The following is a 14,147-nucleotide window of genomic DNA, read 5'->3' on the forward strand; positions in this document are numbered from 1 at the left end:
CTGCGGGCCCGGGGTGCGGCGCTCTGCTGCGCCGAGGTGCCGCCGCCCGGTCCGCGCGGGATCAGCCTCCGGATTCGGGCGCCGGGAGCAGGCCCGCCTGGCGGTAGACGGAGCGGAGGAAGCGGGCGGCTTCGGGGCGGGTGAGGGGGGCGGGTTGGAGGACGCGGTAGACGACGGCGCCGACCATCATGTCGATGAGGGCGTCGAAGTCGGCGGAGGGGTGGACCAGGCCTTCGTCGACGGCCTGGGTGAGCAGGGCGGCGGCCTGCCTGCGGCGGGGGAGGATGTACTGCTCCCAACTGGCCTCCATGATCCGCGGGTGGGTCGCGGCCGAGCCGAGGACCTGGGCCAGGACGGTGCGGAAGGCGGGCCGGGCGAGGGTGTCGGCGGCCGCGGGGACGGCCCGCTCGATCTGCTCGGGGACGCTCATGCGGGGATCGGCGGCGGGCGGGTCCGGGATGTCGCCGCGCACGGCCTCGATGGCCTGGGCGATCAGCTCCTCCTTGTCGGGCCAGCGCCGGTAGACCGTGAGCTTGCCGACGCCGGCCCGGGCCGCGATCGCCTGCATGCTCGTCCCCGTCGCGCCCTTCTCGGCGAACAGCTCCAGAGCCGCCGCGAGAATGGCGCGGTCGGCCTCCGGGTCGCGCGGGCGGCCGCGCCGGGGGAGCCCGGGCTGCTCGGGGCGCGAGCGCTCCGCGGTCATCGGGTGCGGCCCGTGTCCAGCAGGCCGTCGAGCACCGCGCCGAGGCCGGCGCCGGCGGTGCCGCCGCGCCAGAGCAGGTGCGAGTCGGGGCGGATCAGCAGCATGTCGGCCAGCTTCCGGTCGCGGGGCGTGAGCACTTCGACGGCGTCCTTCAGCCGGTCGCGGACCGCCTGCGCGCCGGGCGGGTCCGGCTCGGACGACAGCAGGACCCAGTGTGCCCTGAGTTCGGCGTGCAGGCGGGTCGGGGTGCCGTCTTCGCGCAGGCAGGGCAGGTCGGCGACGCGGTCCCCCGGCGCGGGGCCGGAGCCGGGGCGCAGCGCGGCCGGTGTCCGGCGGCCGCCGAGCGGGCCCTTGCGGTAGCTGACGTTGAGCTGGGAGGCCGCGCGCGTCGCGGCCCGCTGGACAACCCCGAGCCCGATGAGGGGGAGCATGATCCGTTCGCGCACGAACCGTACCAGCGCCCCGTCGCCCACCTGCAGCCGCGAGTTCGCCGTGGTGACCCGCAGGACGCCCTCGGCCAGCGGCCTCCGCTCGGCCTGGTAGGCGTCGAGCAGCGCCGGAGCGGCGGTGCCGTGCACCACCAGCGCGAGCTTCCAGGCGAGGTTCTCGGCATCGCCGATGCCGGTCAGCATCCCCTGGCCGCCGAGCGGTGAGTGGAGGTGCGCGGCGTCGCCCGCGAGCAGCACGCGGCCGTGCCGGTAGGAGTCGACGAGCCGGCGGTGGATGCGGAAGACCGAGGTCCACGGCGCGTCGATGATGCCGGCATCGGCGATGCCGCTGCGCTCCGGCACCATCCGGCGCAGCAGGTCGACGATCTCCGCGGAGTCCGGCGGGTCCTCCGCCAGCCCCGGCGCGTAGAACATGAGCCGCCACAGGATGCCGTCGCCGTCGGGGTCGCGCATGGGCAGGGCGGCGCCGACGCCGTCCGGGTGCATCCATCCCGTGGTGCCGTCCGCCGGCAGGCGCCAGTCCATGTGCGCATCGGCCAGCAGCCACGTGTCGGCGACCGGGGCGCCGGGGAATGCGGCGCCGACCAGCTTGCGCGTCGCAGAGTGGGCCCCGTCGGCGCCGAGGAGCCAGCGCGCGCGGAGCGTGCCGGTGGCCGGGGTGCCGCCGTGCGCCGTCTCCACCGTGGCAGTGGTCCCGCCGCCGTCCTGCTCGATTCCGGTGAGGCGGGTGCCCCACTCCACTGCTCCGCCCAGGCCGGCCCAGCGCTCCCGCAGGCGCTTCTCGACCTGGGCCTGCGGGGTGACCAGCGCGGGCCGGCTGGTGTGCAGGCCGGTGTCGCCGAAGCGGATCACCGAGACCGGCTGCCCGCCCATGTGCAGCGTGATGGTGAGCGCGGAGACCGACTTCTCCGGCAGGTCGCCGAGTGCGCCGACCTTGTCCAGGACCTCGGCGCCGCGCGCGTGCACGAGGTTGGCCCGCGAGGTCGGCGAGGGGCCGTCCGCGGCGTCGATGATCCGGACCGACACCCCCTGGAGCGCGAGCGCGCACGCCGCGGTCAGCCCGGTCGGCCCTGCGCCGGCGATGAGGACGTCGGTGTCGGTGGTGTCCATGGGTGCCCCGCAATCGGTATTAAGTTAACGGGTCGGTACCGTAAACATATTACGCCGGAAGGCGGCACTCGGCCAGGGCCGTGCGGGGAGGCCTCCCTGCCTGCCGCGGGAGTGCTGCCGGGGCGGTGCGGGCGTCCGGCGGCGCCGCGGTCTGCGCACGTGCGGGGGGTCTCGCGCGAATGCTCGGACGTCCGATATTCTGATGGCCGAGTACCCCGGGTGCCGCATCACGGCGCCGGGGGCTCGCCGCGGACCGCCGGTCGAGTGATCCCCGCCGGAGTCCGGTCCGCACGCCTATCGCGCCCCGCCGGCTATCGGGCCGGCCGCCGCGGTCTTCTGGTCGCACCCGTCCGGCACCGCCGCCGGCCGCCGTGCGCGCAACTCCGCTCCCGCCGCTCGCGGCACCGCGGCAGGGCCCGACCGGGCCGCCGCCGGCGCTCGGTGCGGCTGGAGGCCGAGCGAGGAGCCGGGCCAGTGCAGGCGCTGCCCGGCGAGGAAGGGATCACCATGCAGGACATCTACGACACCCGCGACACCTCCGACGACGGCCAGGACGCCTCCCGTGCGCTGCAGGAGGCGCTCGAGCGCCGGGACTGATCCGACGGCGCGCCCAGGGGACCCGCACCCCGGAACCGGAGTGCGGGTCCCCGCGTGTCTGCAGGGGCCGTCGGCGCCGGAGCCGCTCAGCGGCCCGGTCCGCCGCTGATCCCCGCCGCGGGGCCGGTCGGCGGTCCGCTCCGCGTCAGCCCCGCGCGGGAGGCGGGGCGAAGCGGTCCGGTTCCGCGAGGCCGTGCGAACCCACGGGCGACATCTCGGGGACGCCTTCCGCCCGCGCCAGCTCGTCCAGCCCCAGCCGCGCGCGCCGCACGCGTTCGCGCGCCGTCTCCGCGACCGCCGGCGCCAGGTGTCCGCCCGCCGGGTATAGCCCCGGGGCGTTGCGCAGCCCGAACTTGACGTACACCGGCGCGCACGCCCGCACGATGGCCGCGATCTCGTGGTGGCGCACGAACCCCCCGGTGTCGTCGGGCGACTCTACGTAGACGTCGAGCGCGGCGGTCCCCGCCGCGCGCAGCTCCGCCAGTTCGTGGACGGAGAGTTCGGGCGGGGTGTTGACGGTGTCGGCCCCGAGGAGCTCCTGGACCCGGAACGCGGCCGGGTTGGCCGGCGCGGCGGCCGCCGAGACCTTGAGCCGGATCCCGGCGGGCAGGGCGCCGCCCGCCCGCATCCGGTGCAGGGCCCACAGCAGGCCTTCGTCCGCGACCAGCAGGCCGCCCGCGCCCAGGGCGGCCGCGCGTTCGGCCTGGGCCGCACCGGCGGCGAGCTGGCCCGCCCCCCTGCTCCGGCTCGCCACGGGGCCGGTGGCGGCCGAGCGTCCCGCGCCCGCGTCCCAGTCCGCGCCGGGGCGCACGAACAGGCAGAGCTCGGCGCCCCTTTCCCGGCACAGGCCGGCCATCGCGGCGATCTCGGCATCGGTCAGCATGCCGACCCCGGAACCCTGCGAAACCCGGTGCACCGGGACACCGAGCCCGTCGGCCGCCGCGAACACGGCCTCCAGGGCGGCCGGCCCCTCGACGCTGGGGACCTCCACCCGCCAGGCGCCGCCGTCGGGGAAGGCCCGCCGTGACGGGGGCGGGGAGCCCGGGGGGCCGGTGAGGCCGAGGTCCTCCAGAGTGCGGTGTCCGGGCGGGCGGGGGTGTTCGCGCGCGGGCATGCGGGGGTCCTCTCGGGCGCCGGGAGCGACTGTTCTGTATTTCGAACGGCGTTTCCGATTTCGAATTCAGGCTAGGGCGGGCCGAGTCCGCGGTCAACGGCGCCCTGGGGCGGCGCACGACCGCCGCACGGAGTGTCCCACGTCACCGGAGGCATTGACCTGGGTCACGCGAGTGGCACAATGTCTTCGACATCAGAGACAACGTCCGAAATATCGAACACCCGGTGCGCGGTGCTCCCCCCTTCCTCCCGACGGCGCGGCGCCCGGCCCCGACGCGCATTCAGGCCCCGGACAGGCAGGTCCCCCCATGCCCGACACCGCGAGTCTCTCCGTCGGATGGCTCATGGCCATCGCCGTACTCTCCATCGCCACCCTGCTGTTCCTCATCATCAAGGTGCGCCTCAACCCGATCCTGGCGCTGATCCTGGTCAGCGCCGTGACCGCCCTCGCCACCGGCATCCCCGTCGGCGACCTCGTGCCCACCCTCACCGAGGGCATGGGCCAGACCCTCGGCTCCGTCGCCCTGCTCATCGGCTTCGGCGCCATGCTCGGCCGGATGATCGAGGTCTCCGGAGGCGCGGAGGTCCTGGCCGGCGGCCTGCTGCGCCTCTTCGGGGAGCGCCGCGCCCCGCTCGCGCTGAGCGTGGCCTCCCTGCTCTTCGGCTTCCCGATCTTCCTCGACGCGGCGTTCGTCGTGATGCTGCCGGTGATCTTCTCCGTCGCCCGGCGCATGGGCGGATCCGTGCTCGTCTACGCCCTGCCCGCCACCGGCGCCTTCGTCGTCATGCACGCCCTGCTGCCCCCGCACCCCGGCCCGGTGGCCGCGGCCGAGATCGTCGGCGCCGACATGGGGCTGGTCATCGTGTTCGGGCTGCTCGTCGGGATCCCCGCCTGGTACCTGGCCGGCTACCTGCTCGGCCTCTGGCTCGGACGCCGCTTCGACCTGCCCGTGCCCGGCATCCTCGGCGGCGGGGACGAGGACGGCGAGGACCGCCTCGGGCCCCCGCCGAGCCTCGGCGTCCTGGTCTTCCTGCTCCTGCTCCCGCTGCTGCTCATCTTCATGGACACCGGGCTCTCCACCCTCGCGGCGACCGGGGCCGTCGACTCCGGTGCCGGATGGGTGCAGGCGCTGCAGACCATCGGGCAGACCCCCGCGGCCCTGTTCATCACCGTGCTCGCGGCGATGTGGCTCCTGGGGTGGCGGCGCAGGCACCGCGGCGACGTGCTCAACCGGATCATCGACCGCGCGCTCGCGCCGGTGTGCACCATCATCCTGCTGACCGGGGCCGGCGGGATGTTCGGCCACGTGCTCAGCCTCAGCGGGATCGGCGACGCCATGACCCAGAGCCTGGACCGCATGGGGATCCCCGTGCTCTTGGCGGCGTTCCTGCTCGCGGTGGTGATGCGGGTCGCGCAGGGGTCGGCGACCGTGGCGGTCACGACGGCGGCGGGGCTGATCGGGCCGTCGATGGCCGCGGGGGACTTCAGCGGCCTCCAACTCGTGCTGGTCGTGCTGGCCATGGCGGCCGGGTCGATCGTGCTCTCCCACGTCAACGACTCCGGCTTCTGGCTGGTGCGCGGGTTCCTGGGCATGGACACCGCGACCACCCTGAAGACCTGGACGGTCCAGGGGACGGCGGTGGGGCTGCTGTCCTTCGCCCTGGTCTGCCTGCTCTACCTGCTGATCTGACGGGCGGGTGCGCGCGGCACCGCGTTCAGGCCTCGCTCGCCCCGAGCCGCAGGGAGAAGCGCCGCGCACCGGCGCGCACCAGGTCGCGCAGCTGCGCGCAGCGCTCGTCGGACCACCGGTGCTGGGGCACGGAGATGCTCAGCGCCGCCACGACCTGGCCCGTGCGGTCGCGGACCGGGGCGCTGACGCAGGCCACGTCGGGGTTGGCCTCGCAGACTTCCACCGCCGACCCCGACTCCCGCACCCCGGCCAGCTCCTCGACGAGCCGGCCGGGGTCGGTGACCGTCCCGGCGCTCAGCGCCTCCAGGGGCTCCGGGCCCAGGCGCCGGAGCACCTCCTCGTCGGGCAGGGCCGCCAGCAGCGCCTTCCCCAGCGCGGTGCAGTGCGCGGGCAGGCGCCGGCCGAGGCTGGAGACCATCCGGACCGCATGCGAACTGTCGACCTTCGCGAGGTAGACGATGTGCGCGTCGTCGAGGACCGCCACATGGGACGTCTCGTTGCACTCCTCGACCATCTCCCGGGCGGCCTCCCGCCCCAGGGTGGGCAGGTCGAGGCCGTCGGTGTAGGCGCTGCCCAGGCGGAAGAGCTGGAGCCCCGGGCGGTACCGCCCGGGGATGTCCAGGTGCCTCGTCAGGTAGTGGCGGGCGGAGAGGGTGTGCAGCAGCTCGTGCACGGTGGTGCGCGGCAGGCCGAGCTCGGCCACCACCTCCGGCGCACTGACGGACTCGCGGCCGTCGGTGAACAGTTCGAGGATGTCCAGCCCTCGCTGCAGAGCCGGTGCGCGGCGTTCCACGGCCGACCTCCTCGTCTTCTCCCTGCTCGGACGACCGCCAGAGTACCGGGGTTCCGGGCGGGCCGGGCTTCCGGAGGCCCGGCCCGCCCGGCCGGAGGGCGTCGGGCCGGGGCGGGGTCAGTGCGATTCCCGGGGGACCCCGTGGCCGCTGCGGCCCACCAGGAAGTCCAGGTCCGCACCGCGCTCGGCCTGCAGGACGGTGTCGCAGTACAGCTTGGTCCACCCGCGGGGGCTGTGCGGCTCCGGCGGGGTCCACTCCTGTGCGCGGCGCTCCAGCTCCGCGGGGTCGACGTCGAGGGTCAGCGAGCGTCCCGGAACGTCGAGGGCGACCGTGTCGCCGTCGCGCACGAGCGCGAGGGGGCCGCCGACCGCCGCCTCGGGCGAGGTGTGCAGCACGACGGTCCCGTAGGCGGTGCCGGACATGCGCCCGTCGCACACGCGGACCATGTCGGTGACGCCGGCGGCCAGGAGCTTGGACGGCAGGGCCACGTTGCTGACCTCGGGCATGCCCGGGTAGCCGGCCGGGCCGCAGTTGCGCACGACGAGCACGGTGTCGGCGTCCACGTCCAGGTCGGGGTCGTCGGCCACGGCGTAGTACTCCTCGGGGGAGTCGAAGACCTTCGCCCGGCCCCGGTGCACCATGAGGTGGCTGCTTGCGGCGGACTGCTTGAGCACCGCCCCGCCGGGCGCGAGGTTGCCGCGCAGCACGGCCGTTCCGCTCCCGGGCTGCTGCAGGGGGTCGTCGAACGGGCGGATCACCGCGCGGTCGTGGCACTCGGCGGCCCCGGCGCGGGCGGGTGCGTCGAGGGGCTCGCCGGTGACGGTGACGGCGTCGGTGTGGAGCAGGTCGCCGAGCTCGGCGACCACGGCGGGGAGTCCGCCCGCGTAGCAGAAGTCCTCCATCAGGAACCGTCCGCTGGGCATGAGGTCGAGCAGGGTCGGTACGTCGCGCGCCAGGGTGTCGAAGTCGTCCAGGCCGAGGTCCACCCCCAGGCGTCCGGCGATCGCGGTGAGGTGGATGACGGCGTTGGTGGAGCCGCCGATGGCCGCGTTGACCCGGATCGCGTTCTCGAAGGCCTCGCGGGTCATGATCGAGGACGGGCGCACGTCCTGGTGGACGAGGTCGACGATGCGGCGCCCGGACTTCTGCGCCAGGGCGTAGCGGCGGGCGTCGACCGCGGGCCAGGTTGCGCCGTAGGCGGGCTGCATGCCGAGGGCCTCGGCCATGCACGCCATGGTCGAGGCGGTGCCCATGGTCATGCAGTGGCCGTTGGAGCGCGACATGCACGACTCCGCGAAGCCGCACTCGGCCTCGGTCATGCGTCCGGCGCGCACCTCCTCCTCGAACTTCCACACGTGGGTGCCCGAGCCGATGTCCTCGCCGCGGAACTTGCCGTTGAGCATGGGCCCGCCGGTGAGCATGAGCGCGGGCAGGTCGACGCTGGCGGCGGCCATGAGCAGGCCGGGGGTGGTCTTGTCGCAGCCCGACAGCAGGACCACCCCGTCGAGCGGGTTGGCGCGGAAGAGCTCCTCGGCCTCCATGGCCAGGAGGTTGCGGTAGAGCATCGCGGTGGGGCGCAGCACGGTCTCGCCGAGCGCCATCACGGGGAACTCGAGCGGGAACCCGCCCGCTTCCCAGACGCCGCGCTTGACCGACTCGGCGAGCCGGGACAGGTGGGCGTTGCAGGGGGCGAGTTCGGAGCCGGAGACCGCGATCCCGACGACGGGGCGGCCGTCGAAGACGTCGTCGGCGAAGCCCTGGTTGCGCATCCAGGAGCGGTAGAGCATGCCGGAGCGCCCTCCGGCGCCGAACCAGTGCCGGCTCCGGAGTTCGCCGGTGCGTCGGGGGCGGTCGTCTCCGGTCGTCGCGGGGTCCTCGTGCGGCATCGGGGCTCCTTCGGGGGGTACGCGGCGGGCGCGGGGGGCGGGGGTGCGAGCCAGGGGATGCGAGCTGCGTTCGAGATTTTGAACAACGGTCAGTATCTCGAAACACGGTAAAAAGCGCCGGGGAGGGCGTCAACACCCCGAGCGGCCCCGAGCGGCCCCCGGCGGCGCCGGGCGCACGGCCGCGGCGCGCCCCGCCTCCGGACTCCGTGCGGGGGCCGGACGCGGGCACGCTGCCGAGACGGTAGGGTCGTCTCATTCAGTGTCCATTCGGATCTCATTGGTTGAGATGGGGTCGCGTCCGGGTTAGGGGCAGTCCGTATGGCAGCGCGCACCGTGAAACTGGCGGTCATCGGCGGAGACGGCATCGGCCCCGAGGTCGTGGCCCAGGGGCTCCGGGTGCTCGAGGCCGCCGCACCGTCCGGCACCGCCGTCGACACGACCTCCTACGACCTAGGTGCGGCCCGCTGGCACCGCACCGGCGAGACACTGCCCGACTCCGTCGAAGAGGAGCTGCGCGGCCACGACGCCATCCTGCTCGGCGCCGTCGGCGATCCCACCGTGCCCAGCGGCGTGCTTGAGCGCGGGCTGCTCCTGCGGCTGCGGTTCGCCTTCGCGCACTACGTCAACCTGCGCCCGGTCCGCCTCTACCCGGGCGTGGCCGGCCCGCTCGCCGACGCGTCGCCCGACGACGTCGACATGCTCGTCGTCCGGGAGGGGACCGAGGGCCCCTACGCCGGCATGGGCGGCGTGCTCCGCAAGGGCACGCCCGACGAGATCGCCACCCAGGACAGCGTCAACACCCGGATGGGCATCGAGCGCGTCGTCCGCTACGCCTTCGCCAAGGCCGACGCCCGGCCGCGCCGCAAGCTCACCCTGGTGCACAAGGACAACGTCCTCACCTACGCCGGCGACCTGTGGCAGCGCACCGTCCGCGAGGTCGGCGCCGAGTTCCCGCGCGTCGCGGTCGACTACAGCCACGTGGACGCGGCCGCGATGTTCTTCGTGACCGACCCGGGCCGGTTCGACGTCATCGTGACCGACAACCTGTTCGGCGACATCATCACCGACATCGGCGCCGCCGTCACCGGCGGCATCGGCCTCGCCGCCAGCGGCAACATCAACCCGGAGAACGCCTTCCCCAGCATGTTCGAGCCGGTCCACGGTTCGGCCCCGGACATCGCGGGCCAGGGCCTCGCCGACCCCACCGCGACCGTGCTCTCGGTCGCCCTGCTGCTGGAGCACCTCGGCCACACCGGGGCGGCCGCGCGCGTCGAGCGCGCCGTCGCCGAAGACCTGCAGGTCCGCGCCAAGGAGGGGAGCGACCGCCCCACCTCCGCCATCGGCGACGACCTCGTTGCGCGAGTAGTCCGGCAGGGCTGAGCCGCGCGGCGCCTCGGCCCTGCCCCCACGCACGGGCGCGGCCGAGGCGCCGGCACCGCGGCACCGCGGTGCCGAGCAGTCGGGCGCGCCCGCTCCCGGATCACCCCCGGGGCGGCGCGCCCTTCGCGTGTGCCGGAGCCGGACGGCAGGACCTCCGCCGACGTGCAGGGAGCCCGCAGCGGGCCGTGCACAGGAGTTCTCCACAGCCACAGCACCGGCACTGGCACCGGGCGCGCCGCGTCAGCCAGACTGGAACCAGGGTCGGCAGCGCTGCCGGCCCGATGAAGGTGAGAGGACCTGAAACCCATGAGCAACGACACCACCACAAGCGGGTTGACGTTCGACGTCCAGCCCTCGTCGGCGCGGAAGACCCCGCAGGAGCGCGAGGCACTGCTGGACGACCCCGGGTTCGGCCAGGTGTTCACCGACCACATGGTCACCATCCGCTACACCGAGGGGCGCGGCTGGCACGATGCCCGCCTCGAGCCGTACGGCCCCCTGTCGCTCGACCCCGCCACCAAAGCCCTGCACTACGCCCAGGAGATCTTCGAGGGACTCAAGGCGTACCGCCACCCGGACGGCTCCGTCGCCGTCTTCCGGCCCGAGGCCAACGCCGCGCGGATGAACCGCAGCGCGCGCCGCCTCGCAATGCCGGAGCTCGCCGAAGAGGACTTCGTCCGCGCGATCGAGCTCCTGCTCTCCCAGGACGCCGACTGGGTGCCCACCCAGCAGGACTCCAGCCTGTACCTGCGGCCCTTCATGATCGCGACCGAGGTCGGCCTCGGCGTCAACGGCCCCGCCACCAGCTACCTGTTCGCACTGATCGCCTCGCCGTCGGGCCCGTACTTCTCCGGCGGCGTGCAGCCGGTCACCGTCTGGCTCAGCGAGGACTACGTCCGCGCCGCGCCGGGCGGCACCGGCCAGGCCAAGTTCGCGGGCAACTACGCCGCGAGCTTCCTCGCCCAGAAGCAGGCGGTCGAGCAGGGCTGCGACCAGGTCGTCTGGCTCGACGCCGTGGAACACCGCTGGGTCGAGGAGATGGGCGGGATGAACCTGTTCTTCGTCTTCGGCTCCGGTGACGACGCCCGCATCCTCACCCCCGGGCTGACCGGCACGCTGCTGCCCGGAATCACCCGGGACTCCCTCCTCAAACTCGCGCCCGAACTCGGCATCGGAGCCGAAGAGGGCCGCATCTCCACCGAGGAGTGGCGGCGCGGCGTGGAGAGCGGCGCCATCACCGAGGTGTTCGCCTGCGGCACGGCCGCGGTCATCACCCCGGTCGGCGCCGTCAAGGGCAAGGACGGCTCCTTCGACATCAACGGCGGCAAGGCCGGCCCGGTCACGATGCGCCTGCGCGAGGAGCTCGTCGACCTCCAGTACGGCAAGCGCGCCGACTCGCACGGCTGGATCCGCCGCTTCTGAGGAGGCGGTCCGGAGCGCGGGGCGGGACCGGTGCCGGCAGGCCGCTGCCGGGCCGGTCCGCTTCCCGCCGCCTGCTCCGAACAGCCCTGATGGGCCGCATCGGGAGATTTTCCGTCTCGCTCTCCGAGACGTTTCCCGGCTGCGCCCGGGTTCGAGCACCGGCGTATGGCAGACTGGCCGCGTGCCGTCTCAGGTGATCATTATCGTGAGGCGCGCCGGCTAACAGGACCCCGCCGGCGCGCTGACCTCTCGTGTCCACGAGGGGTTTTTTTGTTTTCCGGGGGCGGTCCGCGTACACACCGCACGCTCGGAAGCACCGCCGGCGGGCACCAGCATCCGACTCGGGAGTTCCACCGATGCCAGACGACCGCTTCCACGTGTTCGACACGACCCTGCGGGACGGGGCGCAGCGCGAGGGCATCGCGCTGACCGTCGCCGACAAGCTCGCCATCGCCCGTCACCTCGACGCGTTCGGTGTGGGGTTCATCGAGGGCGGCTGGCCGGGGGCCAACCCCAAGGACACCGAGTTCTTCCAGCGGGCTTCACAAGAGCTCGACCTGGAGCACGCGCAGCTCACCGCGTTCGGCGCAACCCGCCGTCCGGGGCTGCCGGCGGCCGACGACCCCCAGGTCGCCGCACTGCGCGAATCGGGTGCGCCGGTGGTCACCCTCGTGGCCAAGAGCGACCTGCGGCACGTGGAGCGCGCCCTGCGCACCACAGCCGCGGAGAACACGGCGATGGTCGCCGACACGGTGGCCCACCTGAAGGAGCACGGCCAGCGGGTCTTCGTCGACTGCGAGCACTTCTTCGACGGCTACGCCCACCACCCCGAGCACGCGCTGGCCGTGGTGCGCGCCGCGGCCGGCGCGGGCGCCGACGCCGTCGTCCTGTGCGACACCAACGGCGGCATGCTCCCCGCGGGTGTGGCGCGCACCGTGCGCGAGGTGGCCGAGGCCACCGGCGCCCGCCTGGGCATCCACGCCCAAGACGACACCGGCTGCGCCGTCGCCAACACACTGGCCGCGGTCGACGCCGGCGCCACGCACGTCCAGTGCACCGCCAACGGCTACGGCGAACGGGTGGGCAACGCCGACCTGTTCGCGGTGGTGGCGGCGCTGGAGCTCAAGTACCAGCGCGCGGTACTGCCGCCCGGCCGGCTGGCCGAGGCGACGCGGGTCTCCACCGCCATCGCCGAGATCGCCAACATCGCGCCCGCCACCCACCAGCCCTACGTCGGCTCCTCGGCGTTCGCGCACAAGGCGGGCCTGCACGCCTCCGCCATCAAGATCGACCCCGACCTGTACCAGCACACCGACCCCGCCCTGGTGGGCAACGGCATGCGGATGCTGGTCTCGGACATGGCCGGCCGGGCGTCGATCGAGCTGAAGGCGGCCGAGCTCGGCCTCGACCTGGGCGGCGACCGCGCCCTGCTCGGCCGGGCCGTGGAGCGGGTCAAGGAACTGGAGCAGGAGGGCTACAGCTTCGAGGCGGCCGACGCCTCCCTGGAGCTGCTGCTGCGCGCCGAGATGGGCGAGAAGCCCGACTACTTCCAGGCCGAGTCCTGGCGCTGCATCACCGAGCGCCGCCCCGGCGGGGCCTCGGCCAGCGAGGCGACCGTGAAACTGCACGTCAAGGGCGAGCGGGTGATCTCCACCGCGGAGGGCAACGGGCCGGTGAACGCGCTGGACCGCGCACTGCGCAGCGCCGTCGAAGGCGTCTACAGCGCCCTCACCGGAATCTGGCTCGTCGACTACAAGGTGCGCATCCTCGAAGGCGGGGCCGGCACCGGCGCCGTCACCCGGACGCTGGTCACCTTCGGCGACGGCCGCGGCGAGTGGACCACGGTGGGCGTGGGGGAGAACGTCATCGACGCCTCCTGGACCGCGCTGGAGCAGGGCACGGTGTACGGCCTGATGCGGCAGGGCTACCCGGTCTCCTGACGCCGTCCGCTCTCCCCGCCGGCACGCCCCGGCCCCGGTGCGGGCGGTGGCCGCTCCGGCGTCCGCACCGCCGGGGCCGTGCGCGAGCAGCGGCGCGGCAGTGCCGCCACGGCACCGCAGCGGCGGACACCGAGTGCGGGCGAAGCCGGGGCGGCAGCCTGCCTAGGGGGTGTTCCACCCGTTGGGCTTGCAGCCGTCCAGGGACAGCGTCTGCTGCTGCATGACCGGCGCAGGCTCGCCGTCGCCGGGGCAGTTCACGTGGCCGTGTCCGAGGGCGTGGCCGACCTCGTGGTTGATCACGTAGATGCGGTAGGTCTCCAGGTCGCCGCCGAAGTCCTCGACGCCCTCGGTCCAGCGGTTCTGGTTGATGATGACGGAACCGCCGCTGGTGCAGGACGTGAAGCCGTTGGTGCTGAGCGGCGCGCAGAGTGCGTCGGTGGTGTCCGGGGAGGCGAGCTTCACCGTGAAGTCGACGGCGGCGTCCGCGTCGCCGGTGCGCTCGAAGGAGAGGCCGTCGCCCCAGCCGCGCTCGTCCGGCAGGATCGCGTCGACCGCGGCGGCGAAGTCCTCCGGGTCGTCCGGCAGGCCCTTCTCCACCTCGACCCGGTACTTCTGCACCGGACCGTCGCCGGCCCGGTCGCTGCTGCCGGAGACCGCGGCCAGCTCCCCGTCGGCGGAATCGACCGGGTCGGCGACGGACGCGAGGATCGCGGGGTCCTCCGCGCCGGACGGGGACGGCGAGGGCGACTCCGACGGCGAGGCCGGCGGGGATGCCGACGCCGACGGCACCGCGGTTTCGGGCGTGGACGCGGAGGAGGAGGGGGACGGCGCGGCCGACTCCGGGCCCGCGGCCTCATCCGGGGCCTCCGGCGCCTCCGAATCGGCCGCGTCGGACGAGGCCGGTGTGCCGGGCACCGCCGGGACCTGGTCAACCACCAGGAAGGCGCAGCCGATACCGACGATGGCCAGCCCGAGGACGAGCTCCGGGGGGTACCGGCGGCGTTCGCCGCGGTCCGTTCGCATTCCTCGCATGGTGCCCAAGCATCCCAGATTCGGCCGCCC

The 14,147-nt window shown here is 74.1% G+C and carries 11 protein-coding genes; 5 read left to right on the forward strand and 6 right to left on the reverse strand.

The window, feature by feature from the left end; all coding sequences use genetic code 11:
• Nucleotides 1-61: 61 nt before the first annotated feature.
• On the reverse strand, nucleotides 62-703 hold the full coding sequence (locus ACYVGT_RS18290) for a TetR/AcrR family transcriptional regulator (protein WP_460859935.1): 642 nt from the start codon (nucleotides 701-703) through the stop codon (nucleotides 62-64).
• Complete coding sequence (locus ACYVGT_RS18295; RefSeq protein WP_460859937.1) at nucleotides 700-2,262, reverse strand: FAD-dependent monooxygenase; 1,563 nt, start codon at nucleotides 2,260-2,262, stop codon at nucleotides 700-702. The genes ACYVGT_RS18290 and ACYVGT_RS18295 overlap by 4 nt, the downstream gene beginning before the upstream one ends.
• A gap of 474 nt (nucleotides 2,263-2,736) precedes the next feature.
• Between ACYVGT_RS18295 and ACYVGT_RS18300 the strand changes: the two genes are divergently transcribed.
• Nucleotides 2,737-2,859 carry a hypothetical protein gene (locus ACYVGT_RS18300; protein WP_460859938.1) on the forward strand — a complete coding sequence of 41 codons (123 nt, stop codon included), beginning with the start codon at nucleotides 2,737-2,739 and terminating at the stop codon, nucleotides 2,857-2,859.
• A 145-nt stretch (nucleotides 2,860-3,004) separates the two neighbouring features.
• Here ACYVGT_RS18300 and ACYVGT_RS18305 read toward each other — a convergent pair whose 3' ends face one another.
• The gene (locus ACYVGT_RS18305; RefSeq protein ID WP_460859940.1) at nucleotides 3,005-3,973 is read right to left on the reverse strand and encodes a hypothetical protein; all 969 of its coding nucleotides are present in this window, start codon (nucleotides 3,971-3,973) and stop codon (nucleotides 3,005-3,007) included.
• 307 nt (nucleotides 3,974-4,280) lie between these two features.
• Here ACYVGT_RS18305 and ACYVGT_RS18310 point away from each other — a divergent pair, with 307 nt between their 5' ends.
• Nucleotides 4,281-5,663 (forward strand): GntP family permease, encoded by a 1,383-nt coding sequence (locus ACYVGT_RS18310; protein WP_460859941.1) that lies wholly within the window; start codon nucleotides 4,281-4,283, stop codon nucleotides 5,661-5,663.
• A gap of 25 nt (nucleotides 5,664-5,688) precedes the next feature.
• On the opposite strand, the gene ACYVGT_RS18315 is transcribed toward ACYVGT_RS18310, so the two are convergent.
• Both ACYVGT_RS18315 and ACYVGT_RS18320 read right to left on the reverse strand, forming a co-directional pair.
• Nucleotides 5,689-6,456 (reverse strand): IclR family transcriptional regulator, encoded by a 768-nt coding sequence (locus ACYVGT_RS18315; protein WP_460859943.1) that lies wholly within the window; start codon nucleotides 6,454-6,456, stop codon nucleotides 5,689-5,691.
• 117 nt (nucleotides 6,457-6,573) lie between these two features.
• The gene (locus ACYVGT_RS18320; protein WP_460859945.1) at nucleotides 6,574-8,343 is read right to left on the reverse strand and encodes an IlvD/Edd family dehydratase; all 1,770 of its coding nucleotides are present in this window, start codon (nucleotides 8,341-8,343) and stop codon (nucleotides 6,574-6,576) included.
• Between the two features lie 318 nt (nucleotides 8,344-8,661).
• Between ACYVGT_RS18320 and ACYVGT_RS18325 the strand changes: the two genes are divergently transcribed.
• The 3 genes from ACYVGT_RS18325 to cimA all read left to right on the forward strand — a co-directional run bounded on the left by ACYVGT_RS18325 (nucleotide 8,662) and on the right by cimA (nucleotide 13,085).
• Nucleotides 8,662-9,723: a 3-isopropylmalate dehydrogenase gene (locus ACYVGT_RS18325; RefSeq protein ID WP_460859947.1), complete on the forward strand. Its 1,062-nt coding sequence runs from the start codon at nucleotides 8,662-8,664 to the stop codon at nucleotides 9,721-9,723.
• 306 nt (nucleotides 9,724-10,029) lie between these two features.
• Nucleotides 10,030-11,145 carry a branched-chain amino acid aminotransferase gene (locus ACYVGT_RS18330; protein ID WP_460859948.1) on the forward strand — a complete coding sequence of 372 codons (1,116 nt, stop codon included), beginning with the start codon at nucleotides 10,030-10,032 and terminating at the stop codon, nucleotides 11,143-11,145.
• 356 nt (nucleotides 11,146-11,501) lie between these two features.
• Nucleotides 11,502-13,085, forward strand: a complete 1,584-nt coding sequence (cimA, locus tag ACYVGT_RS18335; protein ID WP_460859950.1) for a citramalate synthase — start codon at nucleotides 11,502-11,504, stop codon at nucleotides 13,083-13,085.
• 162 nt (nucleotides 13,086-13,247) lie between these two features.
• Here the strand turns inward: cimA and ACYVGT_RS18340 are convergent, their stop codons facing one another.
• Complete coding sequence (locus ACYVGT_RS18340) at nucleotides 13,248-14,108, reverse strand: DUF3152 domain-containing protein (protein WP_460859952.1); 861 nt, start codon at nucleotides 14,106-14,108, stop codon at nucleotides 13,248-13,250.
• Nucleotides 14,109-14,147 lie beyond the last annotated feature (39 nt).

Source organism: Nocardiopsis coralliicola, assembly GCF_054779695.1.

What these genes read in the sequence shown, in the direction of transcription:
- cimA (WP_460859950.1), top strand. Translation starts at nt 11,502, where the DNA reads ATGCCAGACGACCGCTTCCACGTGTTCGACACGACCCTGCGGGACGGG.
- ACYVGT_RS18325 (WP_460859947.1), top strand. Translation starts at nt 8,662, where the DNA reads ATGGCAGCGCGCACCGTGAAACTGGCGGTCATCGGCGGAGACGGCATC.
- ACYVGT_RS18305 (WP_460859940.1), bottom strand. Translation starts at nt 3,973, where the DNA reads ATGCCCGCGCGCGAACACCCCCGCCCGCCCGGACACCGCACTCTGGAG.
- ACYVGT_RS18295 (WP_460859937.1), bottom strand. Translation starts at nt 2,262, where the DNA reads ATGGACACCACCGACACCGACGTCCTCATCGCCGGCGCAGGGCCGACC.
- ACYVGT_RS18320 (WP_460859945.1), bottom strand. Translation starts at nt 8,343, where the DNA reads ATGCCGCACGAGGACCCCGCGACGACCGGAGACGACCGCCCCCGACGC.
- ACYVGT_RS18310 (WP_460859941.1), top strand. Translation starts at nt 4,281, where the DNA reads ATGCCCGACACCGCGAGTCTCTCCGTCGGATGGCTCATGGCCATCGCC.
- ACYVGT_RS18330 (WP_460859948.1), top strand. Translation starts at nt 10,030, where the DNA reads ATGAGCAACGACACCACCACAAGCGGGTTGACGTTCGACGTCCAGCCC.
- ACYVGT_RS18290 (WP_460859935.1), bottom strand. Translation starts at nt 703, where the DNA reads ATGACCGCGGAGCGCTCGCGCCCCGAGCAGCCCGGGCTCCCCCGGCGC.
- ACYVGT_RS18340 (WP_460859952.1), bottom strand. Translation starts at nt 14,108, where the DNA reads ATGCGAACGGACCGCGGCGAACGCCGCCGGTACCCCCCGGAGCTCGTC.